At 28.5% G+C, this 21,209-nt stretch carries 20 protein-coding genes; 6 read left to right on the forward strand and 14 right to left on the reverse strand.

The annotated features are described in order from the left end of the window. From Lupro_RS02195 to Lupro_RS02205, 3 genes are read left to right on the forward strand one after another with little or no spacing between them, the layout of a single operon-like run. Entirely contained in the window at nucleotides 1-369 is a 369-nt protein-coding gene (locus Lupro_RS02195; protein WP_068205878.1) for a carboxymuconolactone decarboxylase family protein, read from the forward strand. A gap of 18 nt (nucleotides 370-387) precedes the next feature. Further along, a complete protein-coding gene (gene lptB, locus Lupro_RS02200; RefSeq protein WP_068205880.1) occupies nucleotides 388-1,125 on the forward strand; it encodes an LPS export ABC transporter ATP-binding protein in 738 nt (245 codons plus the stop codon). 13 nt (nucleotides 1,126-1,138) lie between these two features. Next, nucleotides 1,139-2,050 carry a glutaminase gene (locus Lupro_RS02205; RefSeq protein WP_068205882.1) on the forward strand — a complete coding sequence of 304 codons (912 nt, stop codon included), beginning with the start codon at nucleotides 1,139-1,141 and terminating at the stop codon, nucleotides 2,048-2,050. A 20-nt stretch (nucleotides 2,051-2,070) separates the two neighbouring features. Here Lupro_RS02205 and Lupro_RS02210 read toward each other — a convergent pair whose 3' ends face one another. Further along, a complete protein-coding gene (locus Lupro_RS02210; protein WP_068205884.1) occupies nucleotides 2,071-2,835 on the reverse strand; it encodes a CDP-alcohol phosphatidyltransferase family protein in 765 nt (254 codons plus the stop codon). 80 nt (nucleotides 2,836-2,915) lie between these two features. Between Lupro_RS02210 and Lupro_RS02215 the strand changes: the two genes are divergently transcribed. Genes Lupro_RS02215 through Lupro_RS02225 form a run of 3 tightly spaced genes read left to right on the forward strand, consistent with a single transcriptional unit; the run spans nucleotide 2,916 to nucleotide 6,199 of the window. After that, nucleotides 2,916-3,884 (forward strand): YheT family hydrolase, encoded by a 969-nt coding sequence (locus Lupro_RS02215; RefSeq protein ID WP_068205886.1) that lies wholly within the window; start codon nucleotides 2,916-2,918, stop codon nucleotides 3,882-3,884. Between the two features lie 55 nt (nucleotides 3,885-3,939). Then, the gene (locus tag Lupro_RS02220; RefSeq protein ID WP_227807466.1) at nucleotides 3,940-5,004 is read left to right on the forward strand and encodes a putative type IX sorting system protein PorV2; all 1,065 of its coding nucleotides are present in this window, start codon (nucleotides 3,940-3,942) and stop codon (nucleotides 5,002-5,004) included. A 1-nt stretch (nucleotide 5,005) separates the two neighbouring features. Next, entirely contained in the window at nucleotides 5,006-6,199 is a 1,194-nt protein-coding gene (locus Lupro_RS02225) for a lipoprotein N-acyltransferase Lnb domain-containing protein (protein ID WP_144439094.1), read from the forward strand. Here Lupro_RS02225 and Lupro_RS02230 read toward each other — a convergent pair. From Lupro_RS02230 to Lupro_RS02290, 13 genes are all read right to left on the reverse strand, one after another. Next, nucleotides 6,179-7,564, reverse strand: a complete 1,386-nt coding sequence (locus Lupro_RS02230) for an exopolysaccharide biosynthesis polyprenyl glycosylphosphotransferase (protein WP_068205890.1) — start codon at nucleotides 7,562-7,564, stop codon at nucleotides 6,179-6,181. The two genes, Lupro_RS02225 and Lupro_RS02230, sit on opposite strands and share 21 nt — an antisense overlap. 51 nt (nucleotides 7,565-7,615) lie before the next feature. Then, nucleotides 7,616-8,365: a glycosyltransferase family 2 protein gene (locus tag Lupro_RS02235; protein WP_068205893.1), complete on the reverse strand. Its 750-nt coding sequence runs from the start codon at nucleotides 8,363-8,365 to the stop codon at nucleotides 7,616-7,618. 7 nt (nucleotides 8,366-8,372) lie between these two features. Continuing rightward, nucleotides 8,373-9,662, reverse strand: a complete 1,290-nt coding sequence (locus tag Lupro_RS02240; protein WP_068205894.1) for a phenylacetate--CoA ligase family protein — start codon at nucleotides 9,660-9,662, stop codon at nucleotides 8,373-8,375. Continuing rightward, a complete protein-coding gene (locus Lupro_RS02245; RefSeq protein ID WP_068205895.1) occupies nucleotides 9,652-10,674 on the reverse strand; it encodes a glycosyltransferase family 4 protein in 1,023 nt (340 codons plus the stop codon). Before Lupro_RS02245 ends, Lupro_RS02240 begins: the two co-directional genes overlap by 11 nt. Beyond that, entirely contained in the window at nucleotides 10,646-11,989 is a 1,344-nt protein-coding gene (locus tag Lupro_RS02250) for an O-antigen ligase family protein (protein ID WP_068205896.1), read from the reverse strand. The genes Lupro_RS02245 and Lupro_RS02250 overlap by 29 nt, the downstream gene beginning before the upstream one ends. Further along, on the reverse strand, nucleotides 11,986-13,005 hold the full coding sequence (locus tag Lupro_RS02255) for a glycosyltransferase (protein WP_068205898.1): 1,020 nt from the start codon (nucleotides 13,003-13,005) through the stop codon (nucleotides 11,986-11,988). The genes Lupro_RS02250 and Lupro_RS02255 overlap by 4 nt, the downstream gene beginning before the upstream one ends. Before the next feature lie 221 nt (nucleotides 13,006-13,226). Beyond that, nucleotides 13,227-13,511, reverse strand: a complete 285-nt coding sequence (locus tag Lupro_RS02260; protein ID WP_068205899.1) for a GIY-YIG nuclease family protein — start codon at nucleotides 13,509-13,511, stop codon at nucleotides 13,227-13,229. Nucleotides 13,512-13,848: 337 nt separating this feature from the next. Beyond that, a complete protein-coding gene (locus tag Lupro_RS02265) occupies nucleotides 13,849-15,243 on the reverse strand; it encodes a glycosyltransferase (RefSeq protein ID WP_068205900.1) in 1,395 nt (464 codons plus the stop codon). Nucleotides 15,244-15,289: 46 nt separating this feature from the next. Further along, nucleotides 15,290-16,288 (reverse strand): glycosyltransferase family 2 protein, encoded by a 999-nt coding sequence (locus Lupro_RS02270; protein ID WP_068205902.1) that lies wholly within the window; start codon nucleotides 16,286-16,288, stop codon nucleotides 15,290-15,292. Nucleotides 16,289-16,290: 2 nt separating this feature from the next. Next, nucleotides 16,291-17,826, reverse strand: coding sequence for a glycosyltransferase family 2 protein (locus Lupro_RS02275; RefSeq protein WP_068205903.1), 1,536 nt, complete (start codon nucleotides 17,824-17,826; stop codon nucleotides 16,291-16,293). Next, nucleotides 17,823-18,977 (reverse strand): glycosyltransferase family 4 protein, encoded by a 1,155-nt coding sequence (locus tag Lupro_RS02280; protein ID WP_068205909.1) that lies wholly within the window; start codon nucleotides 18,975-18,977, stop codon nucleotides 17,823-17,825. Before Lupro_RS02280 ends, Lupro_RS02275 begins: the two co-directional genes overlap by 4 nt. Continuing rightward, nucleotides 18,974-20,368 (reverse strand): glycosyltransferase family protein, encoded by a 1,395-nt coding sequence (locus Lupro_RS02285; RefSeq protein ID WP_068205912.1) that lies wholly within the window; start codon nucleotides 20,366-20,368, stop codon nucleotides 18,974-18,976. Before Lupro_RS02285 ends, Lupro_RS02280 begins: the two co-directional genes overlap by 4 nt. Then, nucleotides 20,365-21,204 (reverse strand): polysaccharide pyruvyl transferase family protein, encoded by an 840-nt coding sequence (locus tag Lupro_RS02290; protein WP_068205913.1) that lies wholly within the window; start codon nucleotides 21,202-21,204, stop codon nucleotides 20,365-20,367. Before Lupro_RS02290 ends, Lupro_RS02285 begins: the two co-directional genes overlap by 4 nt. Nucleotides 21,205-21,209: the final 5 nt, after the last annotated feature.

The raw sequence follows: 21,209 nt of genomic DNA on the forward strand, positions 1-21,209 counted from the left end.
ATGTCGAATCAAATAGAAGATTTTAATGCGTATCGTTTAAAAATGAATGCTAAAATTTTGGCTGAAAATAATAAAGTTATAAAAAGAATCTTCAACTTAGATACAAACGCATATAACAAAGGACATTTAGATGTCAAAACAAAAGAGTTATTAGGTTTAGTAGCTTCTGCTGTATTACGCTGTGATGATTGTATTAAATACCACTTAGAAACTTCTTTTAAAGAAGGTGTAACAAAAGAAGAAATTATGGAAACACTCTCTATTGCCACGTTGGTTGGTGGTACAATTGTGATTCCTCATTTACGTAGAGCCTATGAATTTTGGGAAGAGTTAGCACAAAATAGTATTCATAAAAATACTGCGATTTAACAATTAAATTAAAAACAAGTGATTTTAAGAGCTGAAAATATTAAAAAAAAATACGGTAGTAGATATGTGGTTAAAGGGATTTCATTAGAGGTTGAACAAGGTCAAATAGTGGGACTTTTAGGCCCAAATGGAGCAGGAAAAACAACTTCATTTTATATGATTGTTGGTATGATTAAACCCAATGAAGGAGAGATATATTTGGACGGAGAAAGAATTACCGATTTTCCTATGTATAAAAGAGCTCAACAAGGAGTTGGGTATTTGGCGCAAGAAGCTTCTGTTTTTAGAAAATTATCGGTTGAAGATAATATTTTATCCGTTTTACAATTTACCAATCTTTCAAAAGCCGAACAAAAAGAGAAATTAGAATCGTTAATTGATGAATTTAGTTTAGGACATGTTCGAAAAAATAGAGGAGATTTATTGTCGGGAGGAGAAAGAAGAAGAACAGAAATTGCTCGTGCGTTGGCTTCAGACCCTAAATTTATTTTATTAGATGAGCCTTTTGCGGGTGTTGATCCAATAGCTGTAGAAGATATTCAAAGCATTGTAGCACATTTAAAGGACAGAAATATTGGTATTTTAATTACGGATCATAATGTACAAGAAACATTGGCTATAACCGATAAAACATATTTAATGTTTGAAGGAGGTATTTTAAAAGAGGGAACTCCGCAAGAATTAGCTGAAGACGAAACAGTTAGGCGGGTTTATTTAGGTAAAGATTTTGAATTGAAGAAAAAGAAATTTAAATAATTCACTACAAACTATGAATTATAATAACATATTTTCTGAAATTTATAAAAAAATAGAAAATACTGACAGTGGAAAAGTAGCAAGCTATATACCAGAATTAAGTAACGTTAATTCTACAAAATTTGGAGTACACCTAACAACAGTTACTACTAAAAATTTCAGTTTTGGAGATGCTAACGAGAAATTTTCAATTCAAAGTATTGCAAAAGTTTTAGCCTTAGCACTTGCTTATAACCTTGAAAATGAAAAGTTGTGGAAACGCGTTGGTGTTGAGCCTTCTGGGACAGCTTTTAATTCTCTTTTTCAATTAGAAACAGATTTAGGAATTCCAAGAAACCCTTTAATTAATGCAGGTGCCTTAGTTCTTTCAGATATCTTAATAAGTCATCTAAAAAAACCTAAAAAAGAGTTTATTGCGTTTGTTAGAAATATTTCTGGTATTTCAACTATTGATTATTGCCCTAGAATTGTAGCTTCAGAAAAATCTACGGGTTATAGAAATACAGCTTTAGTAAACTTGATGAAATCTTACGGTAATATTGAAAATGAAATTGAGGAGGTAATGGATTTTTATTTTAATTTATGTTCAATTGAAATGACTTGCCAAGAACTTTCTAAAACATTTCTATTTCTTGCAGATTATGGAACTTCTCCTTTTTCAAAGGTAAAAATATTGAGTAAAAGTAAATCTAAACGAATTAATGCAATTATGCAATTATGTGGCTTTTATGATGAGGCTGGTGAATTTTCTTTTAAAGTAGGTTTACCTGGAAAAAGCGGTGTTGGTGGTGGAATTGTTGCTATTTATCCTAATAAATACAGTATTGCAGTTTGGAGTCCTAAACTTAACAAACGAGGAAATTCATACAAGGGAATTAAATTTTTAGAACTATTTACCACGGAAACTCAAACATCTATATTTTAGTTTCTGTATTGATTTAGAAATTAAATCCGTTGTTTAGAACTCGAAAATATTGAAATTAGGACATATAGTAAAATAATAATTGGTATTGCAATAAATTTAAAAAATACACTTAAAAGTATTGTAAGTAGTATAAATAGAAACTTAAACTTATTATTTTTCCAAGTATATTCCTTAAATTTTAATGTAAACAATACTATTTCTGCATTCATTAAATAACTAAGCAGTAATGTTATACCAATTAAAAACCAAGTATTATTAACAAAATTATTAATCAACTCATTATCAGCATACATTAAAATTAAAGGTAGTGAAACTACTACCAATGCTGCCGCAGGTGTTGGTAATCCAATAAAAGAACTTGTTTGACGCTCATCAATATTAAATTTTGCAAGTCTATATGCTGCTGCTAACGTATAAAACAAACCAATAATTGAAATTAGAAATGTAGTTGTAAAATTATCCCATATTGAATGATTTACTGTTGTATTTGTAATAAAATCCCAACTTTCTTTAGTCAAAGACTTCGTAATTAGTTGAAGTAAAATAATTCCCGGTACTACCCCACTAGTTACAACATCAGCTAAAGAATCTAATTGTTTTCCTAATTCACCTTGCACTTTTAATAAACGAGCTGCAAATCCGTCAAAAAAATCAAAAAAGATACCTAAAAAAACAAAAGCAGCCGTTATTTCTAGTTGATTTTTAACGGCAAAATAAACAGCTATTGTTCCTGATAATAAGTTGAGTAAAGTTAGTACATTTGGGAGTTGTTTTTTAAAACTCATTTTTGAAATTTTTTGTTAAATTTAATGAATTGTTTTATACGATGCTGCAATTCTACTTAATTTTTATATTTTAACGCAATATGCCTATTATTAAATCAACATATCAACCTCCTTTTCTTTTTAAAAATAATCATTTGAATACCGTTTATAAAACACTATTTTATAAAAACAGTATAAGTTATAATAGACAACGTATTTTTACTCCTGACAAGGATTTTTTAGATTTAGATTTTTCAATAGTTGGCTCAAATACGTTAGTTATTGCTATGCATGGTTTAGAAGGGAGTTCTAAATCTCATTACTTGGTATCAGCCATTCACTATTTAAATTCTCAAAATATTGATTGTGTAGCTCTAAATTTTAGGGGCTGTAGCGGAGAAGACAACAATCAACTTTATTCCTATAATAGTGGTAAAACAGATGATTTGAGTGTAGTTTTAAACTATATCTTAGAACATTATTCCTATAAAAATATTATTCTTCTAGGTTATAGTATGGGCGGAAATATTACTTTAAAATATATGGGGGAGACCAATAATATACCTTCTGAAGTAAAAGGAGCCGTTGCTATTTCTGTCCCCTGTGATTTAGAAGGTTCATCTAATGTTTTAGCAAAATGGTACAACACGGTATATATTCAAAAATTTTTAAAATCGTTGAAGAAAAAGACATTTATAAAACTTGAAAAATTTCCTGAGAACACTATTGATAAAGTAGCTGTCTTAAATGCAAAAACATTTGAAGATTTTGACAATGCAGTTACAGCTCCCCTATTTCAATTTAAAAGTGCTAAAGATTATTGGAATAAGTGTAGTAGTAAACCATTTATTCATGCTATTACGAAACCAACATTGTTAATTAATGCTATAGATGATTCTTTTTTATCTGAAAGCTGCTACCCAATTAAAGAAGCCAAAAACCATAAATACTTAACATTTGAAATACCTAAATATGGCGGTCATGTTGGATTTAACACTTCCTATGTTAAAAAAGATTTATTATGGAGTGAAAAACGTATTTCAAATTATATTGAACATATTATTTCTTAATAATAAACATTAACTTATAAAGTTTTTTTACATTCGCTTTTAAATATCTAAAACATTGAAAAAAATTGTACTAGTTGTTTTTTTTATAACCCAATTGATACACAGTCAAAGTGTGCGCAAATATTCCAATGAGTTTTTGAATATAGGTGTTGATGCTGCAGCATTTGGGATGAGTAAATCTGTTGTTGCTACAAGTAATGATGTAAATTCAATATATTGGAATCCTGCAGGTTTAACTGCCGTTAAAGATTATCAAGGATCCTTAATGCACGCTGAATATTTTGCTGGTATTGCTAAGTATGACTATGTAGGTTTTGCAATGCCCATTGACGATAGAAGTTCATTAGGAATATCAATAATTAGATTTGGAGTTGATGATATTTTAAACACAACTGAGCTTATAGATAATGAAGGTAATATAGACTACAACCGCATTCGTTTATTCTCAGCCGCTGATTATGCCTTAAATTTTGCATACGCACGAAAATTACCACTCAAAGGACTAAACATAGGTGTAAATACCAAAATTATTCGTAGAATTATTGGCGACTTTGCAACTTCCTGGGGATTTGGAATTGATGCATCTCTACAATTTGAAAGAAACGATTGGAAGTTTGGAGTAATGCTTCGAGATATTACCACTACTTTTAACACTTGGAGTATTAATGAAAGTGAATTTAACAAAATTAAAAATGCTATTCCTGATCAAAATCAAGAGTTACCAGCTAATACAGAGATAACATTACCAAAAGCACAAATAGGTATTGCAAAAGAAATTGATATTAATAGAGATTTTAACGTGCTTACAGCATTTGACTTAAACCTTCGATTTACAAAAACAAACGATATAATTTCAACATCAGTTGTTAGTATAGATCCCTCTTTTGGCTTTCAAGTAGCATATTTAAAAACCGTATTTTTACGCGGAGGCATTGGTAATTTTCAAAACGAATTGCAGTTTGATGGCAGTAAAGAACTTGTAATGCAACCAAATTTTGGTGTTGGATTTAAATATAAAGGAATTCAGATTGATTATGCCCTTACAAACATTGCTAGTATTGGTAACGCACTATACTCAAATGTTTTTTCAATTATAGTAGATTTTGATTATTTTAGATAATATGTATAAAAGAAACCTTTTCGTATTTATGTTGTTTTTTGTGTTCATACAATTAACAGCACAACAAAAATTATCACCAAAAGCAACTGTAAGTGTTATAACATGTGGCCCTGGGAGTGAATTATACACCGCGTTTGGGCATAGTGCTTTTAGAGTTTACGATCCTGTCTTAGGCATAGATAAAGCTTATAATTACGGAACGTTTAATTTTAATGCTCCTAATTTTTATTTGAATTTTGCAAAGGGCAAATTAATCTATCAGCTTTCTGTTACCAATTTCAATCGATTTTTAAGAATTTATCAATATGAAAATCGTTGGGTCAAAACACAAGAATTAGCAATAAATACCTCTGAAGTACAAGCTATTTTTAATTTTTTAGAAAATAATGCAAAACCACAAAATAAGTACTATCAGTACGATTTCTTTTACAACAACTGTTCTACCAAAATTGAAGAAATAGTTAAAATTATTTTAAAAGAAAAAGTTTCTTTCAGTAATTCACATTTAACGAGTAATAAAACTCACAGAGATTTAATTGCAGATTACACAAAGAATTTTAAATGGTCAAAATTTGGAATAGATTTGGCTTTAGGTTCTGTAATTGATAAGAAAGCAACCAAAGATGAATATAAATTTTTGCCAGATTATATTTTTAAAGCATTTGAAAATGCTACTATTACAAGTGTAAATGGCAAAAAACAACCTTTAGTAAAAAAAACAAGGCTTATTCTTTCAGAGAAAAAAATTAAAGCACCCTATAATTTGTTTTCTCCTTTTAACACTATTTTATTAATAAGTTTACTTATTCTTTTTATTTCTTATAGAAATTATACCCATAATACTAGAACTAAATTTATAGATTTCATATTGTATTTTGTTACAGGTATTATTGGTGTTGTTGTTTTATTATTATGGTTTGCAACATCTCATACCGCAACTTATAAAAATTTAAACTTTTTATGGGCTTTTGCACCAAATTTAATTGTTGCTTTTATACTTTTAAAAAATAGGGTGCCTAAATGGATTATTATTTATAATAAAATTTTATTGTTATTGATAGCTTCTACTCTAATAATCTGGATTTTAAAAATACAAGTATTTAACATCGCTATCATTCCTTTTCTGGTTGCTTTAATTATTAGATATAGCTATTTAATTAAATTTAGAAACAGGTTAAGTTCCTCTAAAAAATAAAATGGTACTAATTGTTTTAATAACAATTTTAAGGTCTATTAAAATATTTCGCTCTTTAATATAGTATAAATCGTACATCAATTTTTTTTGTTGATCTTCAACGGTACTGGCATAGGGATGCATTACCTGTGCCCAACCTGTTAAACCAGGTTTAATTACGTGACGAATAGCGTAAAAAGGCAACTCTTTTTCTAATTTTTCAACAAACTCTGGTCTTTCTGGTCTTGGGCCAATTAAACTCATATCATTTTTAAGAACATTTATAAACTGAGGTATTTCATCAATTCTTGATTTTCTTAAAATTCTACCAAAGGGAGTAATTCTTACATCATTTTTTCTAGCCCAAACAGCACCATTTTTCTCTGAATTAGCAATCATAGTTCTAAATTTAATAATTATAAATTTTTTACCATGTTTACCTACTCTTATTTGTTTGTACAATAATTTACCTCTGTTGCCAATTATATTTCCAATTAAAACAAAAGGTATTAGAAGTAAAAAAAATAGGATTCCAATCAACGAAAAAAATAAGTCAAAACCTCTTCTAAATGTTAAATACAAATTATTTTGATGACTTTTACTAAAAGAAAAATAATTGTAAAAATCTTGTTTTAATTGATATTCAGAAATACGGTTTGTGTCTTCCTCTATAAAACTATCTATTGATCGGATCATTAACCCCTTTTCAAAAAGCTCTATTAACTGTGAGTTTAAGGTGTTTGTTATAAATTGAAGGCTACTTGAAGATACTATAATTTCATTAATAAAATTAGTTCTAACCATTTGTTCTAAATTAACCGTTTCAAAACTTTCATAAGCCAATGCCGTTGAATTAGCTAAGCTTTTATTTGATACATAGGCAACAATTTTATTTGTTCCTTTATTTTGGTTGTTTAAAATAACATTCTCTATTTGCTCAGTATCGGCAATTATAAGTATATTTTTTAAAAATTTAGGTGAAAATATCAGCTTCATATAGAAAAATCTATTAACTGATAAGGCTATTAATATCACCAAAAATAAATAAGCTATTTGGATTCTATTTTGGGGTAATTCAGGAGATAAAATTGGTGTAAAAACATAAAATAGTGTCGTAAAAACAGTTGTAATAACGGTACTTCGCAGGGTTAAATAAATATCACTTGCTACTTTTAAATTATACATTTCAAATATTTCTCCAAAAAAATATAAATAAAAAATTAAGAGTAACATCCAAGTTAAAATTTGGGTATTTGAAAAATCAAAATATTGAAAATCAAAAAAAGTATCAAATAGGTATAATCCAATTAAAATAAAAGCCGCATCTAAAAAACGCAAATATATTTTTCGCTCTGAAATACTAAAATGTATATTAGAATGGGGCATTAAAAAAGTTTTAAATACAAGTTACTTAAATATTCAAAGTTATGATATTTTTTATAATATATATTTTTTAAAGCCATAAAAACTCCATAGAGCAAAATAATATATGGAATTAAAAGTACTTAAATGTTCTACATTTCTATAAAAATACCATTGATGTATTAATAAATTTATCTTATTTCTAGAATGAGACTTTTTTCGAATTCTATAAATTGCTAAAGGTTTTTGTATTCCTACTGCATATTTAATTTTTTTTAGATAAAACAGCCATAAGCCCATATCTTGCCTATATAAAATTTGTGGCATTTGCCTTTTTCCCAATTTATCAATATCAATAAAGGCTGTTAAACAACTAATAGAGTTTGATTTAAGTATATCATAATAGTTTACCCTTTTAGGAACTTTAAAATCTCTCAAGTACGGATTAAGATTTTCATCATATCTATGATAAGATGCAAAAACAAAACCTTCTGTATTTTGTATGACTTTAATTGAACTTTCTAAAAATTTAGGAAACCACAAATCATCACTATCTAAAAAAGCCATATAACTTCCTTTTGAAACTTCAATAGCTTTATTTCTAGCAACTGCAGGTCCAGAATTCTTGCTAAGTTTAATAAGTTTTATGCGTTTATCTTTATTAATAAAATCATTAATAATTTTAACGGAATTATCTGTAGAACAATCATCTACAATAATTAATTCCCAATTTTTATAAGTTTGATTAATAACACTTTCAATAGTAGTTGCAATATATTTTTCGCAATTATAATTTGGAGTGATTATAGATACTAATTTAGACATACTTTTTTTAGATGATTTCTGATATAAAACTTTTTGATTTCTGCTTTTTACTAGAATTAATTTTTTGATTATCTATAATTTTAAATGTAACATCCTGCTTAAAGTGCTTAATGATTTCCTTTTTTAGCAAGAGTAAAGATCTTTTATCTAAAGTTTCTTCAATTTTAAAAATTAAGTTTCCCTTTGTTTTTTGAACTACTTGATACGTTAAAAACAGAGAATTTTCTATTCCCAAATTCTTAAAAATATAATAAATATATAAACTTGGATAGCTATTTTTAAGCCCAAAGATTACAACACCTACTCTACCCGTAATTTCTTCAATAATTAAATGATTCATACCACAAGAACATTTTTTTTCTTTTGGAGCTAATTTAATATAATCTCCTAATTTGTAACGTATTACAGGAAAAGAAGTCATTTGTAAGTTTGTGATTACTATTTCATTAGCTATTTCTTCTACTAGTACACCTTCCATGTTTATATGCATATTTCCATTGGTACATTCAAAAGCAATAATCCCCGTTTCTGCAGCGCCATATTCGCTTATCATTTTTATTCCAAATGCATTTTTAATTTCAATTTGATAACTGTCGAAAATCTTTTCAGAAGTACCTTTAATCATTTTTAAATGAAATGGTTTAGATAGTCCATTTTTATTAATAAACTTTGCCACTTCATATATCATGGATGAATATCCATGTAAATAACTTGCCTTTTTAAGCTTTTTGTTAAATTTCCGTAATGGTTTTTCATTAAAAGTGAATATTCTAAATCTATGCTGAATCTTATCTAATAATTTAAATTTTAATCGTTTAAATAAAGATAAATTATATCCCCAAAAATATCCGTTCAATTCCCAAGGGTTAACCTTATACCACGAATATCCTCTAAAAATAGCAGCTCTATTAAAAGAATCGGCTGACTCTTCTCGTAAAAAATTTAAAGATTGCCCAGTACTTCCAGAAGTACTAGCTTTAAAAACTTTTTTAAATTTAATATTGGTAGTTATGGTTGATTTGTTTTTTATCAAATCTTCTTTAGATAAAATGGGTAATTTTTGAATATCGTCTAAAGTCTTAATATCAGAAGGATTGATTCCAACTTCATCCAATTTATATTTGTAATAATACGATTGTTTATAAGCCAACTGTACTAATTCTTGCAATTTTTTTAATTGATATTCATAAAGTTCTAATGAAGACCATTTCTCGGTTTTTTTTAGAAACTTTAACCACTTTTTTAAAGATGGATTTCTAAAACTTTGTCCTATTTTAAATATAAACTTATAAAACATTTCTCAATATTTTCAACCATTCTTTCTTTATGTTTTCACTATCAAAAGTACTTGCTTTTTTTCTCGCATTCATAGAAAGTTTAATTGCAATTTTAGGGTTTTTAATTAATTTTTCAATTGCTTTAACTATATATTTTTCATTCTTTGGTTCTATTAAAATTCCATCCACATTATCTTCAATTAAATAAGGTAACCCGCCTACATTTGTAGAAATTACAGGAAATCCCAAAGCCATTGCTTCAATAATACTTACCGGCATATTATCAACATTAGTTGTATTTATAAAAATATCATATTTCTTTGAAAGTTGCTGCCAATCTTCTTTTTTTAACACTCCGGTAAAAGTTATTGAATTAATTATATTTAGTTTTTTTGCCAATTGTTTAGCTTCCATTAAGGAGCCATCTTTATCTGGCCCTACCATGCATAAGGTTGCCTTTGGATATTTTTCTTTTAATTTACATAACACTTTTATGGCTAATAAAGGATTGTAAATAACATCAAAAGCTCTAACCCATAATAACTTAGGTTGTATATTCTCTCTTAATTTAAAAGTGTAATTTTTTAAATTAATTGAATTTGGTATGTAAGAAGTTTTGAAATTTCTTTTTTTAAATTCAAATTCTAAATACTTTGAGGGTGATACATTTAAATAAGCATTATCGAAAATTAATGTTGAAAAAAATGGCGTTTTATCTAATCTAATTGGCAAATTTCCTCCGTGTAATATGGGTATGTATCTTAATTTTAAAAATTTAGCTAATTGAGAAGTTATGAACGCATACCAGAAATTCAACGTACTAAAAGTATCTATAACTACATAATCTGTACTTTTCCTGTATTTTATTAGGGTTAAACACATCTGTGCCAAACGTATTATTTTATTTTGTTTCGAAGAACTTTTTATTACAGTAAACCCCTCAGTAAGTAATAAACTACTCAAGGTTTCCATTGCTGAATGGTACTTGCTTTTTTTAGCAAGATTATTCCCTATGTAAATTATTTTTTTCATTCATTAAAATTATTGAAACACTTAACCCATAAATAAATCCTGGAAATGCTATTCGCATTGCCGAATGATTAATGGTTAAAAACCAAAATATAAAAAAGGAGCCTAAAAAAGCTTTAGCCAAAGGAGGTTGATTCCTCATGTTTTTTATAGGGACTACTATGAGTAAGAATAAAATAACCAAACCAATCATGCCATGTTCACCTAACAATCTACTTATTTCATTATGAGAAGCTACCACTTTATCTAACCTGCCTTCTCTATAAAATTTTCCGCTTCCTACACCTATTCCAAAAAAAGGATGTTCCATAAATTCTCCCAGTTCACTTTTGAAAATTTGAATTCTACCCGTACTAATGTCTTTTTTAGCAATTCCAGCAGCATTTTTGTTTGTATATCTGTTTATTAACATCCCCCCTGTTACATTGGCAGCATAAATCCATAAAACAATACCAATCACAAAAATTAATCCAATATATTTAGTAAAATCTTTTATTTTATTTTTAGTTGATAACATATAAAAAAATAAGAAAAAAGCAATGGCTATAAATGCAGTTACCATCCCTCCTCTTGAAAAAGTAATTAACCCTCTATAAATTAGGTACATAAAAACAAGTACATCTATGAAAAAAAGGAGGAAAAAGCGTTTTTTTAAAACAAGGTGAACACCAAATATAAAAACACCTACACCTAAGTTAGTTGCAACTTGATTAGGGCCATAGCCCCCAGATGCAGCAAAATTAGCACTAGTGCCAAAAGCGATACTTTTAATATCAGGTGTTTTAAAATACAATAAACTCAACATCGAAATTATGGGTAAAGCCATATAAAATAGCATGTTCATTAAATTTTGTAAGGTGATGTTACGTTTATAAAAATAAATAGCAGAAACACCTAATAAGATGGGGCCACTCAAATTAAACGCAATGGCTTTTCGTATAGATTCATTAAAAGGAATATTGCTAAAAGCAATTCCAATCAATAATAATAAAATATACACTAAATAAGTAATTGAAATATGGTGTTTTTTTCGCTCCACATATAAACCTGTAACTAAAAAAATAAGTACCGTATATTTTGGGAGTTCATAAAAAAACATACCTCCAGACATTCTAAATAACACCTCTGCACCTACCAAATAAGCACTCCACATCATGGCTTGGTTATGTTCATTTTTAGATTTGATAATAAATAGAATTCCAACAGCAACTATTAATGTAGAATACACCTTTGTAACAATACCTATAAGCAGTAAAATACCTAAAACTAGGTGAAATAGAGATAAAAATAATCGACCGTATGTTGAATTACTATTCAATGATATATTTTAATTAATTTAGAAATATAACTCTCTTTAGAAAAATTATGTTGAATATTTTTATATAAATTAGTACCAAAGCTAATTCTTAATTCATTATTACCAATAAGTTTTAAAATTGCATCAGCTAATGTTATCTCATTAGCAGGTTCAACAAGTAATCCATTAACATTATTTTGTATTACTTTACTGCAATCACCTACATTGGTAACAACTACTGCTAATTTTGCCAATCCGTATTCTAATAAGGAAACAGGTAATCCCTCTGATTTAGAAGATAATACACCAATTGTTGCTTGTTCTAAAATATTGGATATATCTGAACAGCTACCATATAAAAATACAGAATTCATTATTTTATTTTCTGTAATAACGTTTTTTATTTTGGTAGAATAAGAATCATTCAAATCTAAGCCTACCAAATGCAAGGTCCAGTCAGGGCTTTTTGCATGTACAAGAACAAATGCTTTTAATAGGTTTATATGATCTTTTTGCGGACGCAAATTTGCTAAACAAACGATTTTTTTACCTTCTTCTCCTTTCAAAAAGGTGGTTTTAGGAATATTGATATCTAATGAGGCAAAGTTTGGAACTACATATACTTTTTTTGATTTTAAATGTTGTTTTGCCCATTTTTCTAGTAATTTATTAACTGAAATTATACTGTTGAATAAGTTAGACATTATTTTTATAGGAAATATTTTTCGGGACTTTAAATTTTCACTATTACCATAATGATCGTGCCAAATTATTCTAATTTTAAGGAAAGTCAGTTTAATTAAAACGGCTATAAAATAAGAAGATGAGTGCGCATGAATTACAGATATTTGATTCTCTTTTATAAATTTTCTTAATTTTATAAACGCTTTTATATCTAAAACTACTTTCTTCTTTAAAAATAAATAACCTACATCTTCTTTAATTTTAAGTTTTAAATTCCCTTCTTTTCTAGTTGTACAAATATAAGATTGAAAACCTGCATTAGCTAGTTCATTAGCTATATTTACAGCCATCATTTCAGCTCCTCCAGAGTTTAGAGAATCTATTATTTGTATGACTTTTAGTTTTTTGATACTTTTAGTTTTTTTTAAATAATATTTAAATCGTCATGCTGAATTTATTTCAGTATCTGTCAATTCATTCCAAATGATGAGATTCCGCAACAAGTACGGAATGACGTGTCCGTTTCGTCATGCTGAACTTGGTTCAGCATCTGTTCATCCGTTTTTAAATTACATTATAATTGATCATACAAATCTATTAAATTTGGATTTGTTTCCTTAATTAAATTCCATTCCCATGCTTTATTCCAATTCTTCAATTGTTTTTCTCTTTTTATAGCTAGATTTATATCATTAAACTCCTCAACATATAATAAATCATGAACATTGTATTTTTTTGTAAATATTGAACCAATACCGTTTTTATGTTCTTCAATTCTCTTAAGTAAATTAGAAGTCACACCTATATACAGCACTTTTCTATTTTTATTACTAAGTATATAAATAAAATTTTCTTTCATAGCCTTTTTTATTTTATTCTAAAGATTGCTAGTCGAGCTAGGAATAAAATGTGTTCGTCATGCTGAACTTGGTTCAGCATCTATTAATTAGATTTCCAAACCATATTCTAAACTATAACTCATGAGACCCTGAAATAAATTCAGGGTGACGTGTCCGTTTCGTCATGCTAAACTTGGTTCAGCATCTCTATTAATTAGATTTTCAATTTATAATTTAAACTGTAAATCATAAGACCCTGAAATAAATTCAGGGTGACGTGTCCGTTTCGTCATGCTGAACTTGGTTCAGCATCTGTTTCCTTTTTTAAAAGATTCTCCGCTAAGCTGAGAATGACGCTTATTTCAACAACTTACCTATCTCATTTTCAAACCTCTCCAACGTATATTGTCTCGACCATTCCATTGCTTTTTTTACTTGAACGTTATACTTTTCTTCATTTGCAAGATAACTTTCTACAACTGAAACAATTTCATTTATATTTGGATTAACAATTGTGCCTCTTGTACCATTTCCCAACATATACGGAATGCAAGATACATTACTTGTTATTGGTAAACAAGCCCAAAACATAGCTTCTGCAACCACTTTTGGCCAACCTTCAGATTTGGATATAAAAAGCAGGAAATGAGCTTTTTGATAGGCTTTTTTTACAATTTCTTTCGATGTATTTCCATATAAATGAATTGTCTTTTGCAATTGATTTTCTTTTATATATGCTTCAATGTTATTTCTTTCTGCTCCGTCACCATATATTTCTAATTGAACATTATAATTTTTATTTTTTAGTTGCTCAACTACTTTTACACTTAATAAGGGCTGTTTTCCTTTGGATAAAGCTCCTACAAATAAGAAGTTCAACTTAGCGTCATTACGAAGAGGATACGATGAGGTAACCTTTTTATTGGATAAGATAGCTTCACGTTGTTCGCTATGACGTTTTACTTCGTCATGCTGAACTTGTTTCAGCATCTCATCATAAGATTCCGCATCAAGTGTAGAATGACGTTCTACTATTTCCTTTTCTGAATAGGTAGCCGTAAAAAACGGAATTATATTTTTACTTTGGTTTGGCCATTCTCCATATACTAAAACTTTAGAATTTTTAGTTAGAAAAGTATTGCTGAGTATCCACTTTTGAAGTCTATAGCTTAACGGTTGTTTACTTTTAGAATCCCAATTACCTGCATATTTAATGGTTTTGGGTTTATTTGGAAACAATATTTGTACAATACAGCTTAACAACCCAATATTACCCGGACATCTCAGGTGAATATGATCTGCCCATTGCATTGCTTTGTATATTACTCCTAAAATTTTTGGGATTTTAAAAATTGCTATAATTCCATTTTTTAATGATTTTATGTCAAATGACTGAATAGGTATTAATTCAATCCCGTCATTCCCAACTTGATTGGGAATCTGTTTCTTGTATTTCAAATCATGAGATCCCCAGTCAAGCTGAGGATGACGTTTGTTTTCGTCATTGCGAGGAGTGCGTGACGTAGCAATATTTTCATTGGATGAGATAGCTTCACCTTGTTCGCTATGACGTTTATTAAACTGATACTTACTTTCTATTGAAGTAACTTTCTCTTCTGAAATAGGAGCTACAATTTGTACTTCATCTACATATTTTATCCACAAGTTCATCTCGCGAACATAAGGTTCATAAGCATAAATATGATTATTCTTTAATTTATGTTCAGCATGGGTTATGATTGCAAATTTCATTTTTTTGCTAAATTACCTTTAGACGGTAAATATATTGTTTAAATTATTAAAAGTTCAGCTTTGGCTTATTCAAAAATAAAGAAAACCACCCCACTAATCTACCAATACCTTCTGTAAATGCTTCTTTTTTATGAGTTCCGTAAAAACTATTTACAAAACGAAGCTTTAATAGTAAAATAACATTTAAATGAAATAACACTTTAGCTTTAAATGTAGGTTTAGGATACTTAACTCTCCACACATACCATCCATTTCTAACTACCATTTTACCATAGTTAAAATTATTTGGTCTTCCTGCTTCTTCATGATGATGTTCTAACTTAGCACCTGTATTTACGTATAATTGCCCAATTTTAGATGCTCTTAGGCAAAAATCTAAATCTTCATACAAGCCATAACCTTCAAAATAGGTTGAAAATTTTATTTTATCAAATACTTCTTTTTTAAATGAAGAAACACCTCCCATAAAAAATTCAACGGGATAGATTTTATTACTTGGCGGTAAAAAACTTATTGATCGCCCATGCGAAAAACTAGGCATAAACCCAGGTGGCGTTTTATCAATTAATTTTAAAAACTTACGAATCCTAAATCTAAGTCCTTCTTTTCTTTTAAAGCCATCGATACAATAATATGTTCTAAAACATTTTTCTTCTTTTTGAATCTTCCATTCAACTTCATTGGTAATATATCCACCTATTCCAACGGCATTCGGATAGTTTGTGTACGAGTGAATTAATTCTTTAAAGTAATTTTTAGCTAAAATGGTATCGTCATCTAAAAAACAAACAACCTCAATAGCATCTGTTACTTTTTTAATTCCGTAATTGCGTTGTTTAGTAAGCCCTCTATCCTTTTCCGTTACTTTAAAATAACGGATATTTTTAAAAGGTTTTTTGGTTAAAATGTTTTTGGTATCATCATCTTCAGAACCATCAACAATTAAAATCTCATTAGGATAAATCGATTGTAATTGTACCGATTTTAAAAGGGTTACAATAGCTTTTGAACGTTGATATGTACATATAATGAGGCTAAATTTCATTTTTAATTTTTATGAATTAAACGATTTGCCCAGAATATACTTTTATTCCATCTTTTGTTCATCTCTTTGTAATACTTAAATGGATTTTTAATAGGTTGCAACTTATAAAACTTGAAGAACAAAATGGTTTTATACCCCTCAAATTGCTCTTTAGTCGCATGTTTAAGTTTAAAAACCATAATGGTAGGCGATGGTTTTGGCTGAATAGATTCATTATCCCATTTATTTATAATCTTTTTTCTAAATCCACCTATAGGAGCCTTTAAATGTAGCATAGATACTTTAGGTACTTTTAAAATATCTACCCCATTATTTCTTAGCTGCATTCCAAAATCAGCATCCTCGCCATAACCAAATTCATAAGCCATATCAAATTTAATATTCTTTAAAGCACTTGATTTAACAATACTGGTTCCTGATCCAAAAGTAGCCGATTGTGTAATATGGTTACTTTTTTCTGTTTCACCTTCTTGCAAGCAACTAACACTAATTACATCAGCTTTATAAGAGTGGTTATAATTAATTGTTTTTTGAAGAAATAATGAGTCAATTCTAATATCATCATCAGCAAAAAATACCCAATCAGAAGTTACTTTACTTAGCCCAATATTTCTTGCGTTGCAAGCCCCCAATTGATAAATAAGTGTATGGTCAATTTTAAAAGGCCATTTTTCAGATAAAAAATCTAATTTTGAAACTGCTCCTTTAATAGCATTTTGCTCAACAATAATTACTTTAGCAGGTAGTTTCGTTTGCTTAGCTAAATCGATCAATACATCGTATAAATATTTTTCTCTGCCCAGTGTTGGAATTAATACATCAATAGATTCGTTTACATTTTTAGAAGTGACAGATAAAGGGGTAAGTTTGCCAGTATTCTTAATTTTTTTCTTAAAAAGTACTCTTAAAAAACTGGCAATGTGTAGCTTATTTTGATAAACAAAATTGTTGAACACAAATAGGAATACCCACCTAAATCTATAAGTTGATTTTATAAACCATAGTAGCTCTACAGTAGTAATTTTAGGGATGTTTATTGTACTATGTAGCAGGTTTTTTTTAACTAGTTGAGGATTGGAATAGCAAATTAATCCTTTTTTCATCCCAATTTTTGCCACTAAATTTATAAAAAAATCAAAACTAACCTTTCGTTTTGTCAATTCACTAAATGATGTAATTACCGAGGCGTGAATACCACCTATATTTGAAGACATTAGCCAAGTAGGATACTCACATTTTTTATTTACGTTTATAAATGGTGTATCTTCTACATAACCTATTCTAGCATCAATAAAATTTTCAGATGAAGTATTGTATGAAGCCATTAACAGTTGGTGTTTAAATATGTGCTTCCAAGCTTCTATATTCATTTCATTTTCTAATTCAATGTGACACCATCCAATAAATTGGGTTGGGTACTTGCCTGCGAGTGTTACCATAACCTCTTGAATGCTACCCTCTAAATCATTCAATCTTAATTGATTACCACTATTAATGATTTTAACTACTCGATTATTTTTATGAAAAACAAGTATCACTTTTTAAGGATAGATTTATAATAATTTATGTTTTTAGCTCCGATAACTTCTAAAGAGAAAAATTGATGTATTCTTTCCTTAGCATTTATACCAAAGGTAGCGTTTAACTCTTTATTTTCTAGTAGTTGTAGAATCTTATCTGCATACAATTGATGCGCTACAGGATTTTCAGTAAAACCAGTTTTGCCATCAATCATTAATTCATTTGCCCAACCAATATTAGATGTCACCAACCCTTTCCTCATAGCCATAGCCTCTAGCCAAGTCATTGGAAATGCCTCTGCAAAACTAGGTAATACAATAACGTTAGCCTTCCTAATATGTTCTTTTACTTTCTCATAGGGCACATGATTTATATGTATCACATTTTGTTTCGCTTCGGAAGATAATTTAGTCATAAACAATTCTAAAGTAGATTTATTTTCAAAAATATCTATCACATCTTTCCCCAACAGTGTTAATTGCGTACTTGGTCTTTTTTCTACGACTTTATTAAAAATTTTAGCCAGTTCTAATACTCCCTTTTTTCGAATAACAGAACCAAAGTATAAAATAGTCTCTCCCAATTCTTCTTCAAAATAAAAAGTGTTTTGCCTGTTATAAAACTGGGTAGTATTAATACCATTATATATTACCTTGATTGCTGTTTTAATATTGAAAATTCGTTTTGTTTCTAGAGCTGTAAATTCACTTACAGATGCTATATAATCAGCTGATTTTAAAGCAACTTTTTCAAAGAAATAATTTTTAATCTTTTGCTTTCTTCCTTCAAGTTTACAAAAATAAGCGTCAGTTCCGTGCAACCGGATTAATAGCGGACATCTGAATTTTATAAATGCTGTAATTCCTGTCCAATCTGGCGCTTCTATTAAGTCAATTTGATTCACTTTAATTATGTTGTTTATATAATTTTGAAGCTGTTTTCGATATAAATACCAACTAAGCATAGGATATTTTTTATATCCAATTTTATGAATAGAAATACCATTATCCTCAAATATTTCATTTGAATCCTCACTATACACAAATACCGTAACTCTATGATTATTCTGTAGTAATTCAACAGCTAAGTTTTTAATACTGGATCCTATTCCCGCTGAATGTGAAGTTTTTGGATGTGGATATTCAGGTGTTAAAAAAGCTATTTTCATGATGTAATTTTATCTATAGTTTTCCAGATATTGCTTGAAGCTTCTGTTGGGTTTAATCCTACAACTATTTCAAACCATTTTTTACCTTCTTTTACATTTGATATTTCACCGTCTAAAATTGCTTTTATAGTAATTGTAAGTTGATTTTTATCTTTACAAAAAAGGGCTGCATTAATTGAAGGCATAGACCGAAAGTGTATATAATTATAATTCTGACCAATATCACGAATTCCTTTAATTAATTGAGGTTGCTCGTAATTAAAAAATAAACATGATTTATTATGTGCAACAAAATCAAATACCATAGAAGATGCTATATTAGCAACAAATTCAGTGTGTTCACAAATATTAGCTTGTAGTGCAAAATCTTCTTTTGTTGGCATAATTTCATTCCAACTTTCTCCTATAGGTACCCATAAAGGATCAATAACTTTTATTACACTGTTATATTTTTCTATAATAGCAACGTATCTATCCGTAAAATCAACAGGGCATTTTCTATAAATAACACCTAAATTATACCCTTGCTTATTTAATTCTATAACTGACAAAGCTAAATCTTCTAAATAATATTGATCTAATGGAGATGTTACAACATCGTCACCTGAAAAACAAATATATTTTTTATGCAAATCTAATTGGTGTTCTCTAAAAAATGATTTTCGAGACTTTATAATATTCATACTAAAATGGCTTTCAAATTGAGGTGTTCCAGTTATAAAAATTTGATTACCTTCAACATATGAGCAATACTGTAATAATTCCTTTTTCATATATTCGCTCCAAACCATATAGTAATCCGGTTCTATAAGTGTTGTTGCTTTTGGTAAATTATCCCAAGAGAATATAAACGTGACTGTAGGAATCCCTAAATCTTGTGCGGCTAGAATAGGTGCAATTGCCTGAGTTGGTCTTGGATTAGTACAAAAAACCATTACTGGTTTATGAATTTCCAATTGTTTTTTACAATATTCATATTTCGTGTTTTTCCTTTCTAATTTTTTTATTTTGTTACGTATGTATAAAAATCCCCTATCGCTTGAACAAAGAAGAACCAATATATTAACAAATATACTTTTCAATAAATTTTTCAATCCTTTATATGAATGTGGAAAAGTATATGTATTATATACCGTCTCATTAAATTTTTTATCAAACAAATTCAATTCCACTCTTTTTCTAGCTCTAGTGTAAATAGTGGTTAAGGGATGTAACTTATGATTTTCAATTATAACTTCTTTATAATTGAAATTTTCTTTTAAAGAAAAAACAGTATTATTCCAATATACAATTTCATAACCTTTTTCATCTCCCAACTCTTTAAATCTTGTTAATGCAAAATTGCGTAACCCTACACCATCCGGTAAAAAAATAAAAATCTTTTTTTTCATCTACAATTATAGTTTGTTGTAAAAGGACAAACCTTTAGCAATCCTTTTTTTAATTCTTCAATATCTTTTTTTAATGGTAATGATGGTAATTGTTTAAAAAGTTCTTTCAACTCAGAATCAGAATATTGTTGCTCTTTAATTTTTGGTTGATATGATTTTATTTTAACAGATTCCATATAATCTTTATATTTAATGTCATCCCCGAAAACATTATTTGAAAATTTTTGCCAAATTGCAGGAATTCTATAGGCATGTGCTATAATGATTCCATGGAGTGAAGATGATATAATTTTTTCACACCTTAAAAATTCATCAGTCTTAGTTTCTATATCATTTGTCATCATATCAATTATACAAATATCTTCTCTATCAGAAAACCAATTATTAATAACTTTTAAATCATTATAATGTGGAACAATACCATATTTATATTTTTTTGATACATTAGGATTGAAATAATTTGGTAGAAGTAATGCAGGGTCTCCATAAATCTCTGGGACTTTGTAGCCTAAATTAAGTAAATAGTTTCGTGTTTTGGGACCCCTAACTGCCAAAAACTTTGCTTTTTTAATTGGATATTGTTCAGATATAATACCACTTCCCCATACAACACAATACTTATTTACATTTGTTAAAACACTTCCTATAGTAACGTATATAGGATAAAACCAATTCCAAATTGAAAATTTGGCTGGGCTAACCCATACAACCTTTTTTTTAGAAATTTTCTCAACAAGATAGCGCCCTAATAAGTCTCCATAATTCTCTTTTTGCTTCCCTTGTAACTTAACTTCATTCCACCAAAAAAGTCGTATCCTATTCTTTTTATTGAACATACTAA

The sequence above is a fragment of the Lutibacter profundi genome (assembly GCF_001543325.1).
GTDB lineage: Bacteria > Bacteroidota > Bacteroidia > Flavobacteriales > Flavobacteriaceae > Lutibacter > Lutibacter profundi.